This window comes from Roseovarius litorisediminis, assembly GCF_900172295.1.
Classification (GTDB): domain Bacteria; phylum Pseudomonadota; class Alphaproteobacteria; order Rhodobacterales; family Rhodobacteraceae; genus Roseovarius; species Roseovarius litorisediminis.
In genome coordinates, this window is record NZ_FWFL01000001.1 from 214,253 (window position 1) to 228,117 (window position 13,865).

Here is a 13,865-nt window from a genome sequence, read left to right on the forward strand (position 1 = left end):
TGGCAATGGGCGGTACATGGAAGATTTTCTGGGAGCGGTGTTTCTGATTGCGGCTTTGTTTGCCTTTGGCATGTTCAACTTTCAGAAGGATGAGCCGCTGGTCGAAGCCGGTTTACGATCACAAGCCGAGGCTATTGTCGGCCCGGCGATACATCCTTTGTCCGTCGAGGTGAACGGCCGAAGCATCAGTGTGTCGGGTGTTGCCGACACAGAGGCGGAGCGGGAATTCATCCTGACAAATCTGCGTGAAATTGAAGGCCGGGGCAGGATCAGCAGTGCGCTGACCGTGCTGGAACCTGCAGTGCCTTATGCGCTGCACATCACCTATCAGAAGGGACAGGCGACAGAGATCGAGGGGCCTGTCCCCACCGAGCGCCAGCGCGCCGCCCTGCGCGGGGTGCTGGGCGATCGGGTTGAGGCGTTGACACTGGCGTCAGGCGCACCGGATCTGGAATGGGGTGGTGTTGCGCTACGCGGCGCCCAGGCGCTTGTTATGTTGGAAAACGGACGTTTGGAGATGGATGGCCGCATGGTCCGGCTGAACGGCACTGCGTTAACGCCGGAAGTCGACGCAAAGATCGGGCGGATTTTCACTGAATTGCCCGGAGGGTACGGGTTTGAAAAAAATCTGACACTGCTGGATGACGGAAGCCCGTTACGGCTGTCGGTGACGAAAATGCCGGATGGTACCCTTAAGATGTCCGGCAAGTTGCCTCAGGCACTGGAGCTGGCAGCGATTGATCAGCGCCTGTCTGAGCAGAACTTGCCGATTACACCCATCGCCGTGCCCTTTGATGGCTGGAGTGACGCATTGGCAACCGGGCTAAAAGCGCTGGACCAGTTGCAATCAGGAAATATGACGCTGATCGGGTCAAGTTTTACCCTGTCGGGCGAGGCATGGTCGGAAACCGCGTATGAACAGGCCCATGCCCTGGTCGATCAATTGCCCGGTGCCATCAAGGCAACAACAGACATCGCACAGATGGATGACGGCGCGGCGTTTGCTTTGACAATTACCTTTGATGGCGTGGCTGCGGTGGCCCGCGGAAAAGCACCCGCTGATCTGGGGTTGCGGGTGCAGTCGGCGTTTTTGGATCACCCGGTTACCGGGCCCGATCTGGTGATTGCACAGGTTCGGGCTGGAAAGCGATGGTGGCAGGCGGCAACTGCGGGCATCGAGGCACTGAAAGAGTTGGAACACGGGGCCGTCACCTTCAGCGATGATGAGCTGACGTTCACCGGTCTTGTGTTCGATTCGGCGCGTCAGGAAAAGATGGCCGCGCAACTGGCAGCAGTCTTGCCGGACGGCGTCGAGACGCGGTTTGACCTGGACTATTACGATGATGGTACCCCGTTTCGCCTGTCGCTTGAGTTTGATGGCAGGGATGCAATCGCCAAGGGCAAGGTGCCGGCGGCGTTGCCGATAAGCGCGCAATCCGGATTGTTGGGGGGGCCGGTATCGCCCGGGGGGCTGGTGGACGGTAAGCTGGAGGCACCTTCCGACTGGTTAGCAGCCGCGCGACTGGGTATCGGCGCGCTTGCCCTGTTTGAGAACGGGGTGCTGCAAGTGTCGGACAATCGTCTACGCCTGGAGGGGCTGCTGCGTGATCCGAATGTGGAAACGCAGATGCAGGACCTGCTGGCCGGGCTGCCAGATGGATTTGATGCCGAGACAGAGCTGGAGTTTCTGGATGACGGGCGGCCGTTCTGGTTGACGCTGACTACCGATGCAAATGGTGCAAGAGCCAGTGGCAAAGTGCCCTATGATCTGGGGCTGCAGTCGCAATCAGTGATTTTTGGCCGCGTAATTGAAGCCGGGGATCTGAACTATGCCGATGTGCCTGCAAGTCCTGAATGGTGGAATGCGGCGCGGACGGGTATCAAGGCATTGTCGATGCTGGAAACGGGAACTGTGACGATTGAACCCGGCGGCTTGATCCTGAGCGGAACGGCGCTGGACGCGACGCGACGCGAGGCGGTAGAACGGCGTCTGGGATTTCTGCCGGAGGGGTTTGATGTATCGGCGACGATTGACCTGTCTGGCGATTAGAACCGTTTGAGCGCGCGCGCGATTTTTCTGCGAAAAATCAGTGGGCAAAGAATAACCCCGCGCGATGGCGGGGTTATTCAGATCGTTTCAGACAGGCTGAAGATCAGGCGCGACGGCGACTGCGGCTGCGGCTGCCTGCGCGTCCGCCAGAGCGGACCTCGTCGCCGGGTTTTGGCGGCGCTTTGTTGAACTTGATCCAGTTTCCGCCGTGCGGGTCGTTGTTGGTGAGAAAGTTGGCGGCCATGATTGCCTCCATTTCCTTGCCAGCACGGGGTTTGGTCGAGCCAAGCCCGAAGAGTTGGCAGAAGGTTTCGTCATCCATATCGTCGGGCAGAACCAGACCTGTAGCAGCGACTTCGGCTTTTTTGGCGTCGATTTCGGCCTGTTTTACCGGCAGAGCGATCGGGTTCATGATGGCACTGGTCATACCGGCGCCCATGGCCATCGGCAGGAAGGCGTTGTTGATGCCGTGGCGGTTGGGCAGGCCGAACGAGATATTCGAGGCGCCGCAGGTGGTGTTCACGCCCAATTCATCGCGCAGGCGGCGCACCAGAGTGAACACCTGCAGACCGGCGGTGGCCATTGCGCCGACAGGCATGACCAGCGGATCCACAACGATATCATGCGCGGGAATGCCGAAATCGGCGGCGCGCTGAACGATCTTTTTGGCGACCTCAAAGCGCACATCGGGGTCTTCCGAGATGCCGGTGTCATCATTCGAGATGGCCACGACGGGCACGTTGTATTTCTTGACCAGCGGCAAGACGTATTCCAGCCGGTCCTCTTCACCTGTAACCGAGTTCAGCAGCGGGCGGCCTTCACAGGCTTTCAGTCCGGCCTCAAGCGCGGCAGGTACCGAACTGTCAATGCACAGCGGCAGATCAACGAGACCCTGTACCAACTCGACGATTTTGGTCATCAGCGGCGGTTCGGTCTCGTTCGGGTTGGGGTTGGAGTTATAGACCACACCCGCATTGATATCGAGAACAGTTGCACCGGCTGCAGCCTGGGCGACGGCGTCGGCCTCGACGGTCGAGAAATCACCCGCTTCAAGCTCGGCCGCCAGTTTCTTGCGACCTGTGGGATTGATCCGCTCACCGATCACGCAAAAGGGTTCGTCGAACCCGATGATGGCGGTTTTGGTTTTGCTCTCGACGATTGTGCGGGTCATTTCTTATCCTTGCTGGTTGGCGGGTGTAGCTGAGCTGCCGCCGTTTTCGATAGCCCATGTGGCGTTGGTCTTGATGCCGCCGAGCGGGAAGAAGTGCACTTTGGTGATATTGAAATCCGGGTTGGCGACCTTGTGGGCGGCCAGTTGGGTCAACACCTCTGTGGGTTCGTAGGGCAGCAGCAGCTTGGTGACGTCCATAGCGCGTTTCTGCAGGACCTTCAAAGAGGGTCCAACGCCGCAGGCGATAGCGAACTTGATCAGGGTCTGCAGTTTTGCGGGGCCGGCAATGCCAATATGGATGGGCAGTGTGATACCCGCCGCAGACAGGTCATCGGCCCATTTGATGATCGGTTTGGCGTCAAAGGCGAACTGGGTGGCCAACGCCATTTCGGCATCGGTGGTTTCCGAAAATTTGTGCTTCCAGCGCAGCGCGTCTTCGACGTTTTTCATTCCGCCCTTGGGGTCGATATCCTTGTTGCCTTCAGGGTGGCCGGCGACGTGCAGGCGTTTGAAACCAGCCTTGTCGAACTCGCCTGATTCCAGCAATTGCATGGAGCTGTGGAAATCACCGTGTGGCTTTTCAACGCCACCGGCCAGAAGCAGGGCCTGTTCGACGCCGGCCTCGCCTTGATAGCGGGCGATCCAGTCGGCCAGGGTGGCCCGATCCTTGATGATGCGCGCAGGGAAGTGCGGCATGACAGGGTAGCCCTCTGCGGCTACGCGTTTGGCCGTGGCGACCATCTCGGTGATCGGTGTGCCTTCGATGTGGGCAATGTAGACGCGCGTGCCTGCCGGCAGAAGATCGCGAAAATCTTCAACCTTTTCAGCGGTCCGCGGCATCACTTCGATCGAATAATCCTTGAGAAATGCCTCGACCTGACCGTTGACCGGCGCGCCGCTGGTTTTCTCACGCTTGCGGAAGTTCAAAAGAGCCATTGCGGCCTCCCATAACGATCTGGAGCTCATGCCCAGCCATCATTTGCGATCAGTTGCTTGATGCGGTCCTGATCAAATTCTGCGTCCAACCGGGCCGCTTCGGATTCTGCGACGTCCGAGGGTTCCCCCTCGACCTGATAAGGAGCGGCCTTGCGCCATTCGGCAAGATAGTCATCGGTACCACCAGCGCCGGTTTTCATGGCAGCGCGGTCGATGGCCTGCTCGAATCGTTCGGGCAGCTGTTTCTTGGCGCCTTTACGACCCTTGCCGACGATGACCTGTGCCGGGATGTCCCGCCAGTAAACAATGGTAACGTCAACCATGGCTGATTCCTTTTCCTCAGTGGCCCCTAACTAAAGCAGCACGCGACCGGTTCAGGGTCGGTTTTCGACAATCCTGATACGTCATGCGACGTAATGATCATAGAGCAGGGGCAGGGGGCGGCGCCACAGGGGGCAACAGGAAAATCTTTCAAGATGGTTATCAGTGTCGCGCAGCGCTTGCGTGGCGCGACGTTAGCAACTACCTTGTGGGTAACTTGAAATGGAGGGCGTGTCGTCATGACGCCCAAGCGTCCCGAAAGTGCGGGCGCGATCCCTAAACTGGTAGAGAGCCCCGCACTGAGACTGCCGGATTCCGCCGATTTGTATGCGGCGCTGGATCTGGGAACAAACAGTTGCAGAATGCTGATTGCCCAACCGCAGGGCAATCAGTTCAAAGTCGTGGACAGCTTTTCAAAATCAGTGCAGCTGGGTGCCGGACTGGAAAGTTCGGGCCGGTTGTCGCGGTCATCGATTTACCGAACGATTCAGGCGCTGCGGGTGTGCCGCCAAAAACTCAAGCGTCATCAGGTGCGGCGGATGCGGTTGGTGGCCACCGAGGCCTGCCGCCGGGCGACCAACGGTGTCGAATTCATGGAGCGTGTTCAGCGCGAAACCGGTCTGAAGCTGGATATCATCGAACCTCTGGAAGAGGCGCAGTTGGCGGTGGTTTCCTGTGCGCCGCTGGTGAGTCCCGTCACGAACCAGTTGCTGGTAGTCGATATAGGTGGTGGATCGACTGAACTTGTGTGGATCGACCTGCGCGATGTGCCGCCGCGGGACCGCGCGCGCGCTATCATGCGGATGCACCACGGGTTTCACAGCACCGACAACCGGTTTCCCGCGGCCAAAGTGGTGGACTGGATCAGTGTGCCTTTGGGTGTCGCAACTCTGCGCGATCAGTTTATTGATGTCGAGGATGACAGCGCGCGTTTTGCGCTGATGAGTTGGTTTTTCGAGGAAAATCTTGCTGAATTCGCGCCCTACAAGGATGAGCAGTCCCGCGAAGGATTTCAGATTGTCGGCACCAGCGGGACGGTGACTACAGTTGCGGCCAGCCACCTGGGGCTCAGACGTTATGATCGCAACAAGGTAGATGGCCTGACGATGACCAGCGACGAGATTGACAAGGTGATCCGGAACTACCTGCTGCTTGGGCCCGCCGGACGGCGCAAGGACCCGCGGATAGGAATGGACCGTCAGGCGCTGATCATGTCCGGCGCCGCCATTTTACAAGCGCTGTTGCGCTGCTGGCCTACTGACCGGTTGTCGGTGGCCGATCGGGGCCTGCGCGAAGGCATGCTTTATGCGCAAATGTCGGCGGATGGGGTTTTGAAGGATACGGTGGATTAGATGATCGATGACGGATCTGTGCCGGCGACGGTCTGGCCCTTGCCAAAGTTTCACTTTCTAGTGACCTGGGACAAAGCCGAACTGCATTTTCAGGAGGTCTCGGGGCTGGATGCCGAGACTCAGCCACTTGAATACCGGACGGGGAACTCGCCCGTGTTTTCAGCGGTGAAAATGCCGGGTATGATGAAAAGCGCTAACATCACGATGAAGAAAGGCGTTTTCGTCAGGGACAACGCGATTTTCGACTGGTTTTCCGAAATCAAGATGAACACGATCAAGCGCAGGAAGGTAACGATTTCACTGCTGGACGAAGGCGGGAAACCGGTGATGGTCTGGCACATCAACAATGCCTTTCCGGTCAAAATTACAAGCACTGATCTGAAGGCCGAGGGCAATGAGGTTGCGGTTGAAACACTTGAAATCGCACATGAGGGTATTTCAATTGCGAACGCGTGAGGCGAATTAGATGGCTAAAGGGCCGGACGGCAAAAACACATCGGGGCGCGGGCAGCGTGATCTGACGGTCAAGGTAAAGACCGCGCGGGGGCGCAGGGCGTCGTCAACCCGCTGGCTGCAGCGGCAGTTGAATGATCCTTATGTCAAGCGGGCCCAGAATGAAGGGTATCGCGGGCGGGCGGCCTTTAAGATCATGGAGCTTGACGACAAGTACCGTTTTCTGGTGCCGGGCGCACGGGTGGTCGACCTGGGCTGCGCGCCGGGCGGGTGGTGCCAGGTGGCGGTGCCGCGGGTGAATGCCCTGGGCGACAAGTCGGGCAAGGCGCGCGGGACGATTCTGGGCGTCGACCTGCAAGAAGTCGAGCCGATTGCCGGATGCGAGTTTCACCAGCTGGATTTCATGGACGAAGGCGCCGATGAGATGGTCAAGCAATGGCTGGGCGGGCAGGCCGATGTGGTGATGTCGGACATGGCGGCGTCCTCAAGCGGGCACAAGCAAACGGATCATTTGAAAATCATGGCACTGTGCGAAGCAGCGGCCTACTTCGCATTCGATGTACTGATCGAGGGCGGTACGTTTGTGTCCAAGGTTCTGGCAGGTGGGGCCGAAGGTGAGTTGCAGAAAATTCTGAAGCAGCGGTTTACAAAGGTTGCAAACGTCAAACCCCCGGCATCGCGATCCGACAGTTCGGAAAAATTCGTTGTCGCAATGGGGTTCCGGGGAGAACCCTAAAGGGTTGCGGACAGGGTTCTGTGCGGCGTCAGGGATTGCGTGGCCTGTAGCATGAACTGTTCTATCTGACTGGAATCAGCGCCGGACGCGCCGGGCATTTTACGGTTGATGGTGTCTGCCACGTCGCGCTGACGGATCAATTCAAACAGCAGCGCGTGGCGCGGCCTTGTGGCGGGTTTGAGACGTTCTTCCATGCCTTCTATGCCTTCTATGCCTTTCACACAGGTACCCAGGATCCGTAGGTTGGCATCGAAATGAGGCAGAAATACTGCCTTTACCGCGCCAAATCGTGGAGTCTTGCGATGCGCGTGCCGTGGTCCATGCCCGGGCCGCACGCATCAAATCGTCCGCGCCTGAGGGTGAATTCCAAACGACTGGCCGGTTCACTAACCGTCTCCTCGCCCTCAAGCGCTTCCAACACGGCCTTTGCCTTGAACCTCTGGATGATTTCGCGTCCGTTTCGACATGGCCGATCTCCTTCACTTTGAAGACCGGCAGACAACAAATAGCAGCTAACGTCAGCGCTCGAAATTCGGGGGGTAAGCGAACCGGCCCATAATGGACACTCGATAAAGTCTCGATATTCTGCATCCGAAACCCGCTTTGCCGACATTCGCTTTAGCTACAAATGTCATCCGCACCCACCGCAGAGAATGTCTGTTCCGGCCGGGCGCGGGAATAGTCGGTTTTTTGGCGTTCTGGACATGACGAAGGCAAGAGAAAGTCACGATGGTTTCAGCCTCTCAAGCAACATTTTCGCCTTGGTGACACTGACGTCGCCGTCGGCCGCAAGAGCATTTGCGACGCGGTCGATATCAGTGCCGGTGGCTCCGGCAGTGATTGCGATGTTTCGGGCATGCAATTTCATGTGCCCCTGCTGAATGCCTTCGTTGGCAAGAGCCCGCAGCGCGGCCATGTTCTGTGCCAATCCGACGGCTGCCACGACTTCGGCAAGTTCCTGCGCGGAGGAAACCGCCAACAGGTCAAGCGCCGCGCGGGCCGCCGGGTGTGTACGCGTCGCCCCGCCAACGATAGCGAGCGCCATCGGCATTTCCAGCGTCCCGACAAGCGCTCCGTCATTTGCGATTTCCCATGTCGTGAGCGATGTGTAGCGCCCAGAGCGTGCCGCAAACGCGTGGGCGCCCGCCTCGATGGCGCGCCAATCATTGCCGGTGGCCACCACAACGGGGTCGATCCCGTTCATGATGCCCTTGTTGTGGGTCGCAGCGCGATACGGGTCGACCAGTGCCAAGGCGCAGGCCTCGACGATGCCTTGTGCCACGTCGGTGCCATCCAGAACATCGGTGTCCAGGGCGGCGGCCGGCACGCGCACGCTGGCCGTCACCAGGCGCCTGTCGGCAAGGTTGGACAGGATTCGCAGGCGCACGGTGCCGCCTGTGATCTCTTCGACAAAAGGCGCAAGCGCCTCGGCCATCGTGTTGACCGTGTTTGCGCCCATTGCGTCCCGTACATCCACCAGAAGATGCATGACCACCATCGCCCCGATGGGCGTTTCGGGGAACACATGCACCTCGACGTCCCGGCATCCGCCGCCGAGGTCGACAAGAACGGCGTCTTTGGCATTCGCCTTGTCCATTATCGCATCGCGCTCGGCTAAAAGCCGTGCGCGCGCGGCATGGGGGTCGCTCAGCCCAAGGATCTGGATCTGCGCCCGCATGATCGGTTCGGTTGAGGTGACACAGAAACCACCCCCGGCGCGCGCGATCCGGGCCATGTAGGACGCTGCCGCAACAACGGACGGTTCCTCGACCGCCATGGGCACAAGGTAATCACGCCCGTTGACCGTGAAATTGGTTGCGACGCCCAAGGGCAATTCGAACGTTCCGATCACATTTTCGATCATCCCGTTCGCGATATCGAGCCCGAGAACGGTTTCCCCAGAAAGGGCAAAGGCGGAAGAGGCGTCAATGCCGGTCGCGCGGGTTACGGCCTTCAATCGCGCATCGGGTTCGAGGGCGCGCAGATCCTTGATTCGTGATGACATTCTTCCGCTATCCTTCTTGGTCATGGTTCGATTCTTTCAAAGGGCGTCGAAAAGAGCAATTCGCGCGATCCGAAGTGTAACCGGCATTCAAAGAGAACCCGGTCCCGCAAACGCGCTATGGATTTCCACCCTGTTTCTATGCAAAGACGCGTATCATGTTCGAGAACCAACAACCGATTCAGAAAGACAAGCTGCACGATCAGGTCTACGATCGTCTATGTACGCTTTTGCGCGAAGGGGAGTTTACGCCGGGGCAAGCCGTTCCCGTGTCCAAGGTCGCAAAAGCCTTCGGCGTCAGTGCCATGCCGGTGCGCGAAGCCTTGACCCGGCTTTTGGCAATTGGCGTTCTGGCAAATGTATCGGGCCGTTCGGTGGGTGTGCCGGTACTTGGCTATGATGAGTTGACCGACCTGCGCAACGTCCGCCTCGAGATCGAATCTCTGGCCGTTAGGTGGGCGGTAAAGAACTGCGACAAGGCATTTCTGGCCGAGATTGACGATCTGCTCGGGCGTCTCGAAAAAACAGAGCAGTCGGGCGATATTGCCGCATATATCAAGACCAACTACGAATTCCATCTTCGTCTCTACCAGCAATCAAGGTCTCCCGTTTTGACCGAGGTTATCGATACCCTCTGGCTGCGCGTCAGTCCGCATCTTTATCAGTTGGAGAAAGAGGACCAGTACAAGGTGTCCAACATTCACCACCGAAAGATCGTCGAGAGCATCCACCGAGGCGATGCCGATGCAGCATCCGAAGCTTTGATAGCAGATCTCTCCGATGCCTACGAAGTGCTTGTCCGGATGCTTTTTCAGACCGAATCAACCTGACACACCAGCAGATTTGTAGTCGCGACTCCAACCGCGCGCCCTCCCTTCAACACTTTGAAACACTGCCACAATACGCCGTCGCATCATAGTTATTGATATTTGATCAATAATCAAATACAAATTTTGTATTGCTGGTCGTCGGCGCCGTCCTGACGGTGCGTTGACGGGTCAGCCCAACTGGGAGGAAAGTATGAAATATTCGAAAATCACCGCGGCTCTGATCGCAGGTTCAATGGCATTTGGCATGTCCGCAAAGGCTGACATCCTCGATGTGCACATGAACATCCCCAAGGACCTGACATTCCTGGCCGACAGCGCAAAGCTGATGGATGAGACACTCAGAAAGATGAGCGGTGGAGCTTCCGGGTTCACGCTCTACGGGGCCGGCGAGCTGGTCCCGGCAGGGGAAATTCTTGAAAACGTCAGCTCCGGCGCCATTCCGGCCGGTTGGAGCTTTCTGGGCCAGTGGGGCGGACAGGTTCCGGTTGCCCAGATCGGCGCGACACCCTTTGGTGCGGGCCCCGAAGCTCTGGCGGCCTGGTTGCATGTCGGCGGCGGTCTGGAGATTGTTCAGCGCGGCTTTGACCCACTCAACATCAAGGTCATGGCCTGCCACGTCACCAACCCCGAGCCCGGCGGCTGGTTCAACAAGGAAATCAACTCGATCGAAGATTTCAACGGTCTCAAGATGCGCATGGCCGGTGTTGGTGCGCGTGTGCTTAACGAATTCGGCGCCTCGGCACAGTATTTGCCCGCCAGCGAAATCTACCTCGCGTTGGAACGCGGCCGGATCGATGCCACCGAATTTTCACTGCCAATCATCGACAAAGATCTGGGTTTCAACCAGATCGCCAAATACTATTACTATCCGGGCTGGCACCAGCCGGGCAGCGCCGACATCCTGATGATCAACATGGACGTCTGGAACGGCATGAGCGAGCAGGAGCAGGCGATGTATGAAGCGGCCTGCCAGGTCAGCCTGCAATGGACCCTGGCCTATGCCCCGGCAGCCCAGACACCGCAAATCGAGGAATTCGAGGCTGGCGGCACTATCGTCAAGACCTTCCCCGATGAGGTTCTCGCAGAACTGCGCACCGCGACTGAGCGGGTGCTGGATGCCGAGGCCGAGAAAGATCCTCTTTACGGCGAGGCCTACCGTTCGATGAAGGACTTCGTGGCTTCCTCGGGTCGCTGGACGTCGCTCCAGACCCTCCCTGCCGAATAAGACCTTGGTACACGATATGGACACGCAATCGAGTGGTCCAGATCGTGGCACCGGCCCTGTCCATACGGTTCTTAGCGGGATCGTATGGATAGGCCGCGCTGCGGCTTGGCTCATTGTTCCAATCCTTATCCTCGTCCTGGTCAGTGTGACATTTTCAGCCGCCAAGTTTGGCACGATCGTGCAGTGGGAAAACGACGTTTTTCTGTTTGGATCGAAACTGACTCTTTCAAGTCTGGGCGATTTGCAATGGCATCTCTTCGGGATCATGCTGATGCTGACGATGGCGGGGGCGCTTGTAAACGATGCGCATGTGCGCGTTGATTTTTTGCGGCAAAACATGAGCGAGCGGCAAAAGAACATTGTCGATCTCATTGGTCACATCGTTTTCCTCATGCCCTTGTGCATCATCGTCGTCCTGCATGGTTATGATTTCACGTTGCGCTCCTTCACCATGGGAGAAGGGTCGAACTACGACGGGATGTACGACCGGTTCGTGCTGAAAGCATTTATCCCGATCGGGTTCGCACTGATGCTGGTCGCGGGCATCGGACTGATTGTTGTGAGACTCCAGGCACTCTTCAAAATGGGGCGAGGGAAAGTCGATGATTGAGTATATTGTTCCCCTTTCGATGGTCATATGCCTCCTCGTCGGCATTTTCAGCGGTTACCCGGTGGCCTTCGTTCTGGGCGGTGTCGGCATTCTGTTTGCATTTTTCGGCGGCTTGCCACTCGCCTTTCTGAAGATTGGTGTCTCGCGCATCTACGCCGGTGTCATCGAGAACTGGTTGTTGCTTGCCGTGCCCCTCTTCGTGTTCATGGGAGCGATGCTCGATAAATCGGGGCTTGCGCAGAACCTGCTATATTCGTTGGAGCGTGCGCTTGGGCGCAAGCGCGGCGGGCTGGCCATTTCCGTCGCACTTCTCGGCATTGTCATGGCGGCGAGTACGGGGATCGTGGGCGCGTCGGTTGTCATGTTGAGCACGCTCGCCCTGCCAATCATGCTTCGGGAAAACTACAAGCCGGAACTGGCTGTCGGCACAATTGCAGCCTCGGGAACACTTGGCATTCTGATCCCGCCCTCCATCATGCTCGTGCTGGTGGGCGATATACTCCAGATTTCAGTTGGCGAGCTTTTTCTGGGGGCGATTGTCCCTGGCCTGCTGCTTGGTGGTCTCTACATCGCTTACATCGTTTTTATCGCACTTACCAAGCCGAGCTACACACCCATATCGACGGCGGTGCGGGCAGAGGGGTCGTTGTTCATCGCACTTCTGCGGGACTTGTTTGCGCCCCTCGCGCTTATCCTCACGGTACTGGGGTCAATCGCAACCGGAACCGCGACGCCAACTGAAGCAGCCGGGCTTGGCGCGATCTGCGCCATGGTCCTTGCCGCCATGAACCGCAAACTGACGTTCAGGACCATGTCGGCCTGTGTCCGCGAGACCGGCAATACATCAGCCATGATCCTAGGCGTGCTCGTAGGCGCCACAATTTTCGGCATGGTGTTCAAGGGCCTGAAAGGCGACAGGATGATCGAAAACGCGATCCTGTTCTTCGACCTGGGCGCCTATGGCACGTTGGGCATCCTGTTGCTTCTGATCTTCATCATGGGGTTCTTCCTCGAATGGGTCGAGATCAGCTTTATCGTGCTGCCGCTCTTTGCGCCCATCGTCGCGGCGCTGGATTTCGGTCTCGGCATCTCTCAGGAACAGCAGCTTTTGTGGTTCGCCATGCTCGTGGCGGTCAACCTGCAAACAAGCTTTCTGACGCCGCCGTTTGGCTATTCGCTCTTCTACATCAAGGGCGTGGCCCCGCCGGAGATCACTATCCGCACGATCTACCGAGGCATTGTGCCATTCGTCGCGTTGCAGCTTTTCGGCCTCGCGCTGCTGATCATCTGGCCCGACCTCGTGCTTTGGGCACCCGACGCCGTGTTCGGCAATTGAAGGAGACTGACATGAACGACCATCCGATCGAGGCGAAAGAGGGCATGACAGACATGCGTCTGCCGGGGTTGAAGGGCAGGAAGGTTGTCATCACGGCGGGCGCTGGTGGCATAGGCTTTGCCATTGCCCGTCAACTCTATGCGCAGGGCGCGCGGGTTGCGATCTGTGACGTTGACGCGGATGCGCTGAAGCGGGCCAGCGACGCCCTCGGGGGCTGCATAGCGGAGCAAGCGGATGTCTCGGACGATGCCGCGGTCGAGGCGTTCTTCGACAAGGTCAGGGCCGGGCTCGGCGGGCTCGACGCACTGGTGAACAATGCGGGCATCGCGGGCCCGACGGGCCATCTCGAAGACCTGACGCCGGACGAGTGGCGGCGCTGCGTCGACATTTGCCTGACGGGTCAGTTCCTTTGCGCGCGCCAGGCGATCCCAATGATCAAGGCCAGCGGCGGCGGTGCTTTGGTGAACATGGGTTCTGCCGCCGCCAAGCACGGATACGCCTACCGCACGCCCTATTCGGCGGCAAAATTCGGCGTGATCGGCCTGACGCAAAGCCTCGCCAAGGAGCTGGGGCCGGACAACATCCGCGTCAACGCCATCCTGCCCGGCATCGTCGAAGGCCCCCGCATGGACGGGGTGATCCAGGCTCGTGCCGAAGCAACTGGCGTTAGTTTCGAGGCAATGCGTGAGGAATATCTCAAGAACGTCTCCCTGCGCCGCATGGTGTCGCCGGACGATGTTGCTACGACCGTGGCATTTCTGATCTCCGATCTTGGCGCAAATCTCTCGGGTCAATCCCTTGCCGTCGATGGCAACGTCGAAACTCTCTGATCTCAAATAGAAA

At 58.4% G+C, this 13,865-nt stretch carries 14 protein-coding genes; 9 read left to right on the top strand and 5 right to left on the bottom strand.

Features of this window, described 5'->3' with window-relative positions; all coding sequences use genetic code 11:
- The first annotated feature begins 16 nt into the window (after nt 1–16).
- Entirely contained in the window at nt 17–2,050 is a 2,034-nt protein-coding gene (locus PEL8287_RS00935; RefSeq protein ID WP_085890488.1) for a hypothetical protein, read from the top strand.
- A 103-nt stretch (nt 2,051–2,153) separates the two neighbouring features.
- Here the strand turns inward: PEL8287_RS00935 and PEL8287_RS00940 are convergent, their stop codons facing one another.
- From PEL8287_RS00940 to PEL8287_RS00950, 3 genes are read right to left on the bottom strand one after another with little or no spacing between them, the layout of a single operon-like run.
- The gene (locus PEL8287_RS00940; protein ID WP_085890489.1) at nt 2,154–3,221 is read right to left on the bottom strand and encodes a methyltetrahydrofolate cobalamin methyltransferase; all 1,068 of its coding nucleotides are present in this window, start codon (nt 3,219–3,221) and stop codon (nt 2,154–2,156) included.
- A gap of 3 nt (nt 3,222–3,224) precedes the next feature.
- On the bottom strand, nt 3,225–4,157 hold the full coding sequence (locus PEL8287_RS00945) for a methylenetetrahydrofolate reductase (RefSeq protein ID WP_085890490.1): 933 nt from the start codon (nt 4,155–4,157) through the stop codon (nt 3,225–3,227).
- A gap of 26 nt (nt 4,158–4,183) precedes the next feature.
- A complete protein-coding gene (locus PEL8287_RS00950; RefSeq protein ID WP_085890491.1) occupies nt 4,184–4,480 on the bottom strand; it encodes a virulence factor in 297 nt (98 codons plus the stop codon).
- A 237-nt stretch (nt 4,481–4,717) separates the two neighbouring features.
- On the opposite strand from PEL8287_RS00950, the gene PEL8287_RS00955 reads away from it, so the two are divergent.
- The 3 genes from PEL8287_RS00955 to PEL8287_RS00965 are packed head-to-tail and all read left to right on the top strand — an operon-like array spanning nt 4,718 to nt 7,019.
- Nucleotides 4,718–5,830: a Ppx/GppA phosphatase family protein gene (locus tag PEL8287_RS00955; protein WP_085890492.1), complete on the top strand. Its 1,113-nt coding sequence runs from the start codon at nt 4,718–4,720 to the stop codon at nt 5,828–5,830.
- Nucleotides 5,831–6,286 carry a phage tail protein gene (locus PEL8287_RS00960; RefSeq protein WP_085890493.1) on the top strand — a complete coding sequence of 152 codons (456 nt, stop codon included), beginning with the start codon at nt 5,831–5,833 and terminating at the stop codon, nt 6,284–6,286.
- A 10-nt stretch (nt 6,287–6,296) separates the two neighbouring features.
- Nucleotides 6,297–7,019: an RlmE family RNA methyltransferase gene (locus PEL8287_RS00965; protein ID WP_085890494.1), complete on the top strand. Its 723-nt coding sequence runs from the start codon at nt 6,297–6,299 to the stop codon at nt 7,017–7,019.
- On the opposite strand, the gene PEL8287_RS00970 is transcribed toward PEL8287_RS00965, so the two are convergent.
- Both PEL8287_RS00970 and PEL8287_RS00975 read right to left on the bottom strand, forming a co-directional pair.
- Complete coding sequence (locus tag PEL8287_RS00970) at nt 7,016–7,240, bottom strand: hypothetical protein (RefSeq protein ID WP_176228523.1); 225 nt, start codon at nt 7,238–7,240, stop codon at nt 7,016–7,018. The two genes, PEL8287_RS00965 and PEL8287_RS00970, sit on opposite strands and share 4 nt — an antisense overlap.
- Before the next feature lie 503 nt (nt 7,241–7,743).
- Nucleotides 7,744–9,048 carry a hydroxymethylglutaryl-CoA reductase, degradative gene (locus tag PEL8287_RS00975; protein WP_085890496.1) on the bottom strand — a complete coding sequence of 435 codons (1,305 nt, stop codon included), beginning with the start codon at nt 9,046–9,048 and terminating at the stop codon, nt 7,744–7,746.
- Between the two features lie 131 nt (nt 9,049–9,179).
- Between PEL8287_RS00975 and PEL8287_RS00980 the strand changes: the two genes are divergently transcribed.
- The 5 genes from PEL8287_RS00980 to PEL8287_RS01000 all read left to right on the top strand — a co-directional run bounded on the left by PEL8287_RS00980 (nt 9,180) and on the right by PEL8287_RS01000 (nt 13,852).
- A complete protein-coding gene (locus PEL8287_RS00980; RefSeq protein WP_085890497.1) occupies nt 9,180–9,851 on the top strand; it encodes a GntR family transcriptional regulator in 672 nt (223 codons plus the stop codon).
- 190 nt (nt 9,852–10,041) lie between these two features.
- Complete coding sequence (locus tag PEL8287_RS00985; RefSeq protein ID WP_085890498.1) at nt 10,042–11,076, top strand: TRAP transporter substrate-binding protein; 1,035 nt, start codon at nt 10,042–10,044, stop codon at nt 11,074–11,076.
- Between the two features lie 16 nt (nt 11,077–11,092).
- On the top strand, nt 11,093–11,686 hold the full coding sequence (locus PEL8287_RS00990; protein WP_085890499.1) for a TRAP transporter small permease subunit: 594 nt from the start codon (nt 11,093–11,095) through the stop codon (nt 11,684–11,686).
- Nucleotides 11,679–13,022 carry a TRAP transporter large permease gene (locus tag PEL8287_RS00995; protein WP_085890500.1) on the top strand — a complete coding sequence of 448 codons (1,344 nt, stop codon included), beginning with the start codon at nt 11,679–11,681 and terminating at the stop codon, nt 13,020–13,022. The genes PEL8287_RS00990 and PEL8287_RS00995 overlap by 8 nt, the downstream gene beginning before the upstream one ends.
- A gap of 11 nt (nt 13,023–13,033) precedes the next feature.
- Entirely contained in the window at nt 13,034–13,852 is an 819-nt protein-coding gene (locus PEL8287_RS01000) for an SDR family oxidoreductase (RefSeq protein WP_235862102.1), read from the top strand.
- The last annotated feature ends 13 nt before the right edge of the window (nt 13,853–13,865 follow it).

Coding starts and splice junctions, on each gene's coding strand:
- PEL8287_RS00995 (WP_085890500.1), top strand. CDS start 11,679: ATGATTGAGTATATTGTTCCCCTTTCGATGGTCATATGCCTCCTCGTC.
- PEL8287_RS00975 (WP_085890496.1), bottom strand. CDS start 9,048: ATGACCAAGAAGGATAGCGGAAGAATGTCATCACGAATCAAGGATCTG.
- PEL8287_RS00965 (WP_085890494.1), top strand. CDS start 6,297: ATGGCTAAAGGGCCGGACGGCAAAAACACATCGGGGCGCGGGCAGCGT.
- PEL8287_RS00945 (WP_085890490.1), bottom strand. CDS start 4,157: ATGGCTCTTTTGAACTTCCGCAAGCGTGAGAAAACCAGCGGCGCGCCG.
- PEL8287_RS00955 (WP_085890492.1), top strand. CDS start 4,718: ATGACGCCCAAGCGTCCCGAAAGTGCGGGCGCGATCCCTAAACTGGTA.
- PEL8287_RS00985 (WP_085890498.1), top strand. CDS start 10,042: ATGAAATATTCGAAAATCACCGCGGCTCTGATCGCAGGTTCAATGGCA.
- PEL8287_RS01000 (WP_235862102.1), top strand. CDS start 13,034: ATGAACGACCATCCGATCGAGGCGAAAGAGGGCATGACAGACATGCGT.
- PEL8287_RS00980 (WP_085890497.1), top strand. CDS start 9,180: ATGTTCGAGAACCAACAACCGATTCAGAAAGACAAGCTGCACGATCAG.
- PEL8287_RS00990 (WP_085890499.1), top strand. CDS start 11,093: ATGGACACGCAATCGAGTGGTCCAGATCGTGGCACCGGCCCTGTCCAT.
- PEL8287_RS00960 (WP_085890493.1), top strand. CDS start 5,831: ATGATCGATGACGGATCTGTGCCGGCGACGGTCTGGCCCTTGCCAAAG.
- PEL8287_RS00940 (WP_085890489.1), bottom strand. CDS start 3,221: ATGACCCGCACAATCGTCGAGAGCAAAACCAAAACCGCCATCATCGGG.
- PEL8287_RS00950 (WP_085890491.1), bottom strand. CDS start 4,480: ATGGTTGACGTTACCATTGTTTACTGGCGGGACATCCCGGCACAGGTC.
- PEL8287_RS00935 (WP_085890488.1), top strand. CDS start 17: ATGGAAGATTTTCTGGGAGCGGTGTTTCTGATTGCGGCTTTGTTTGCC.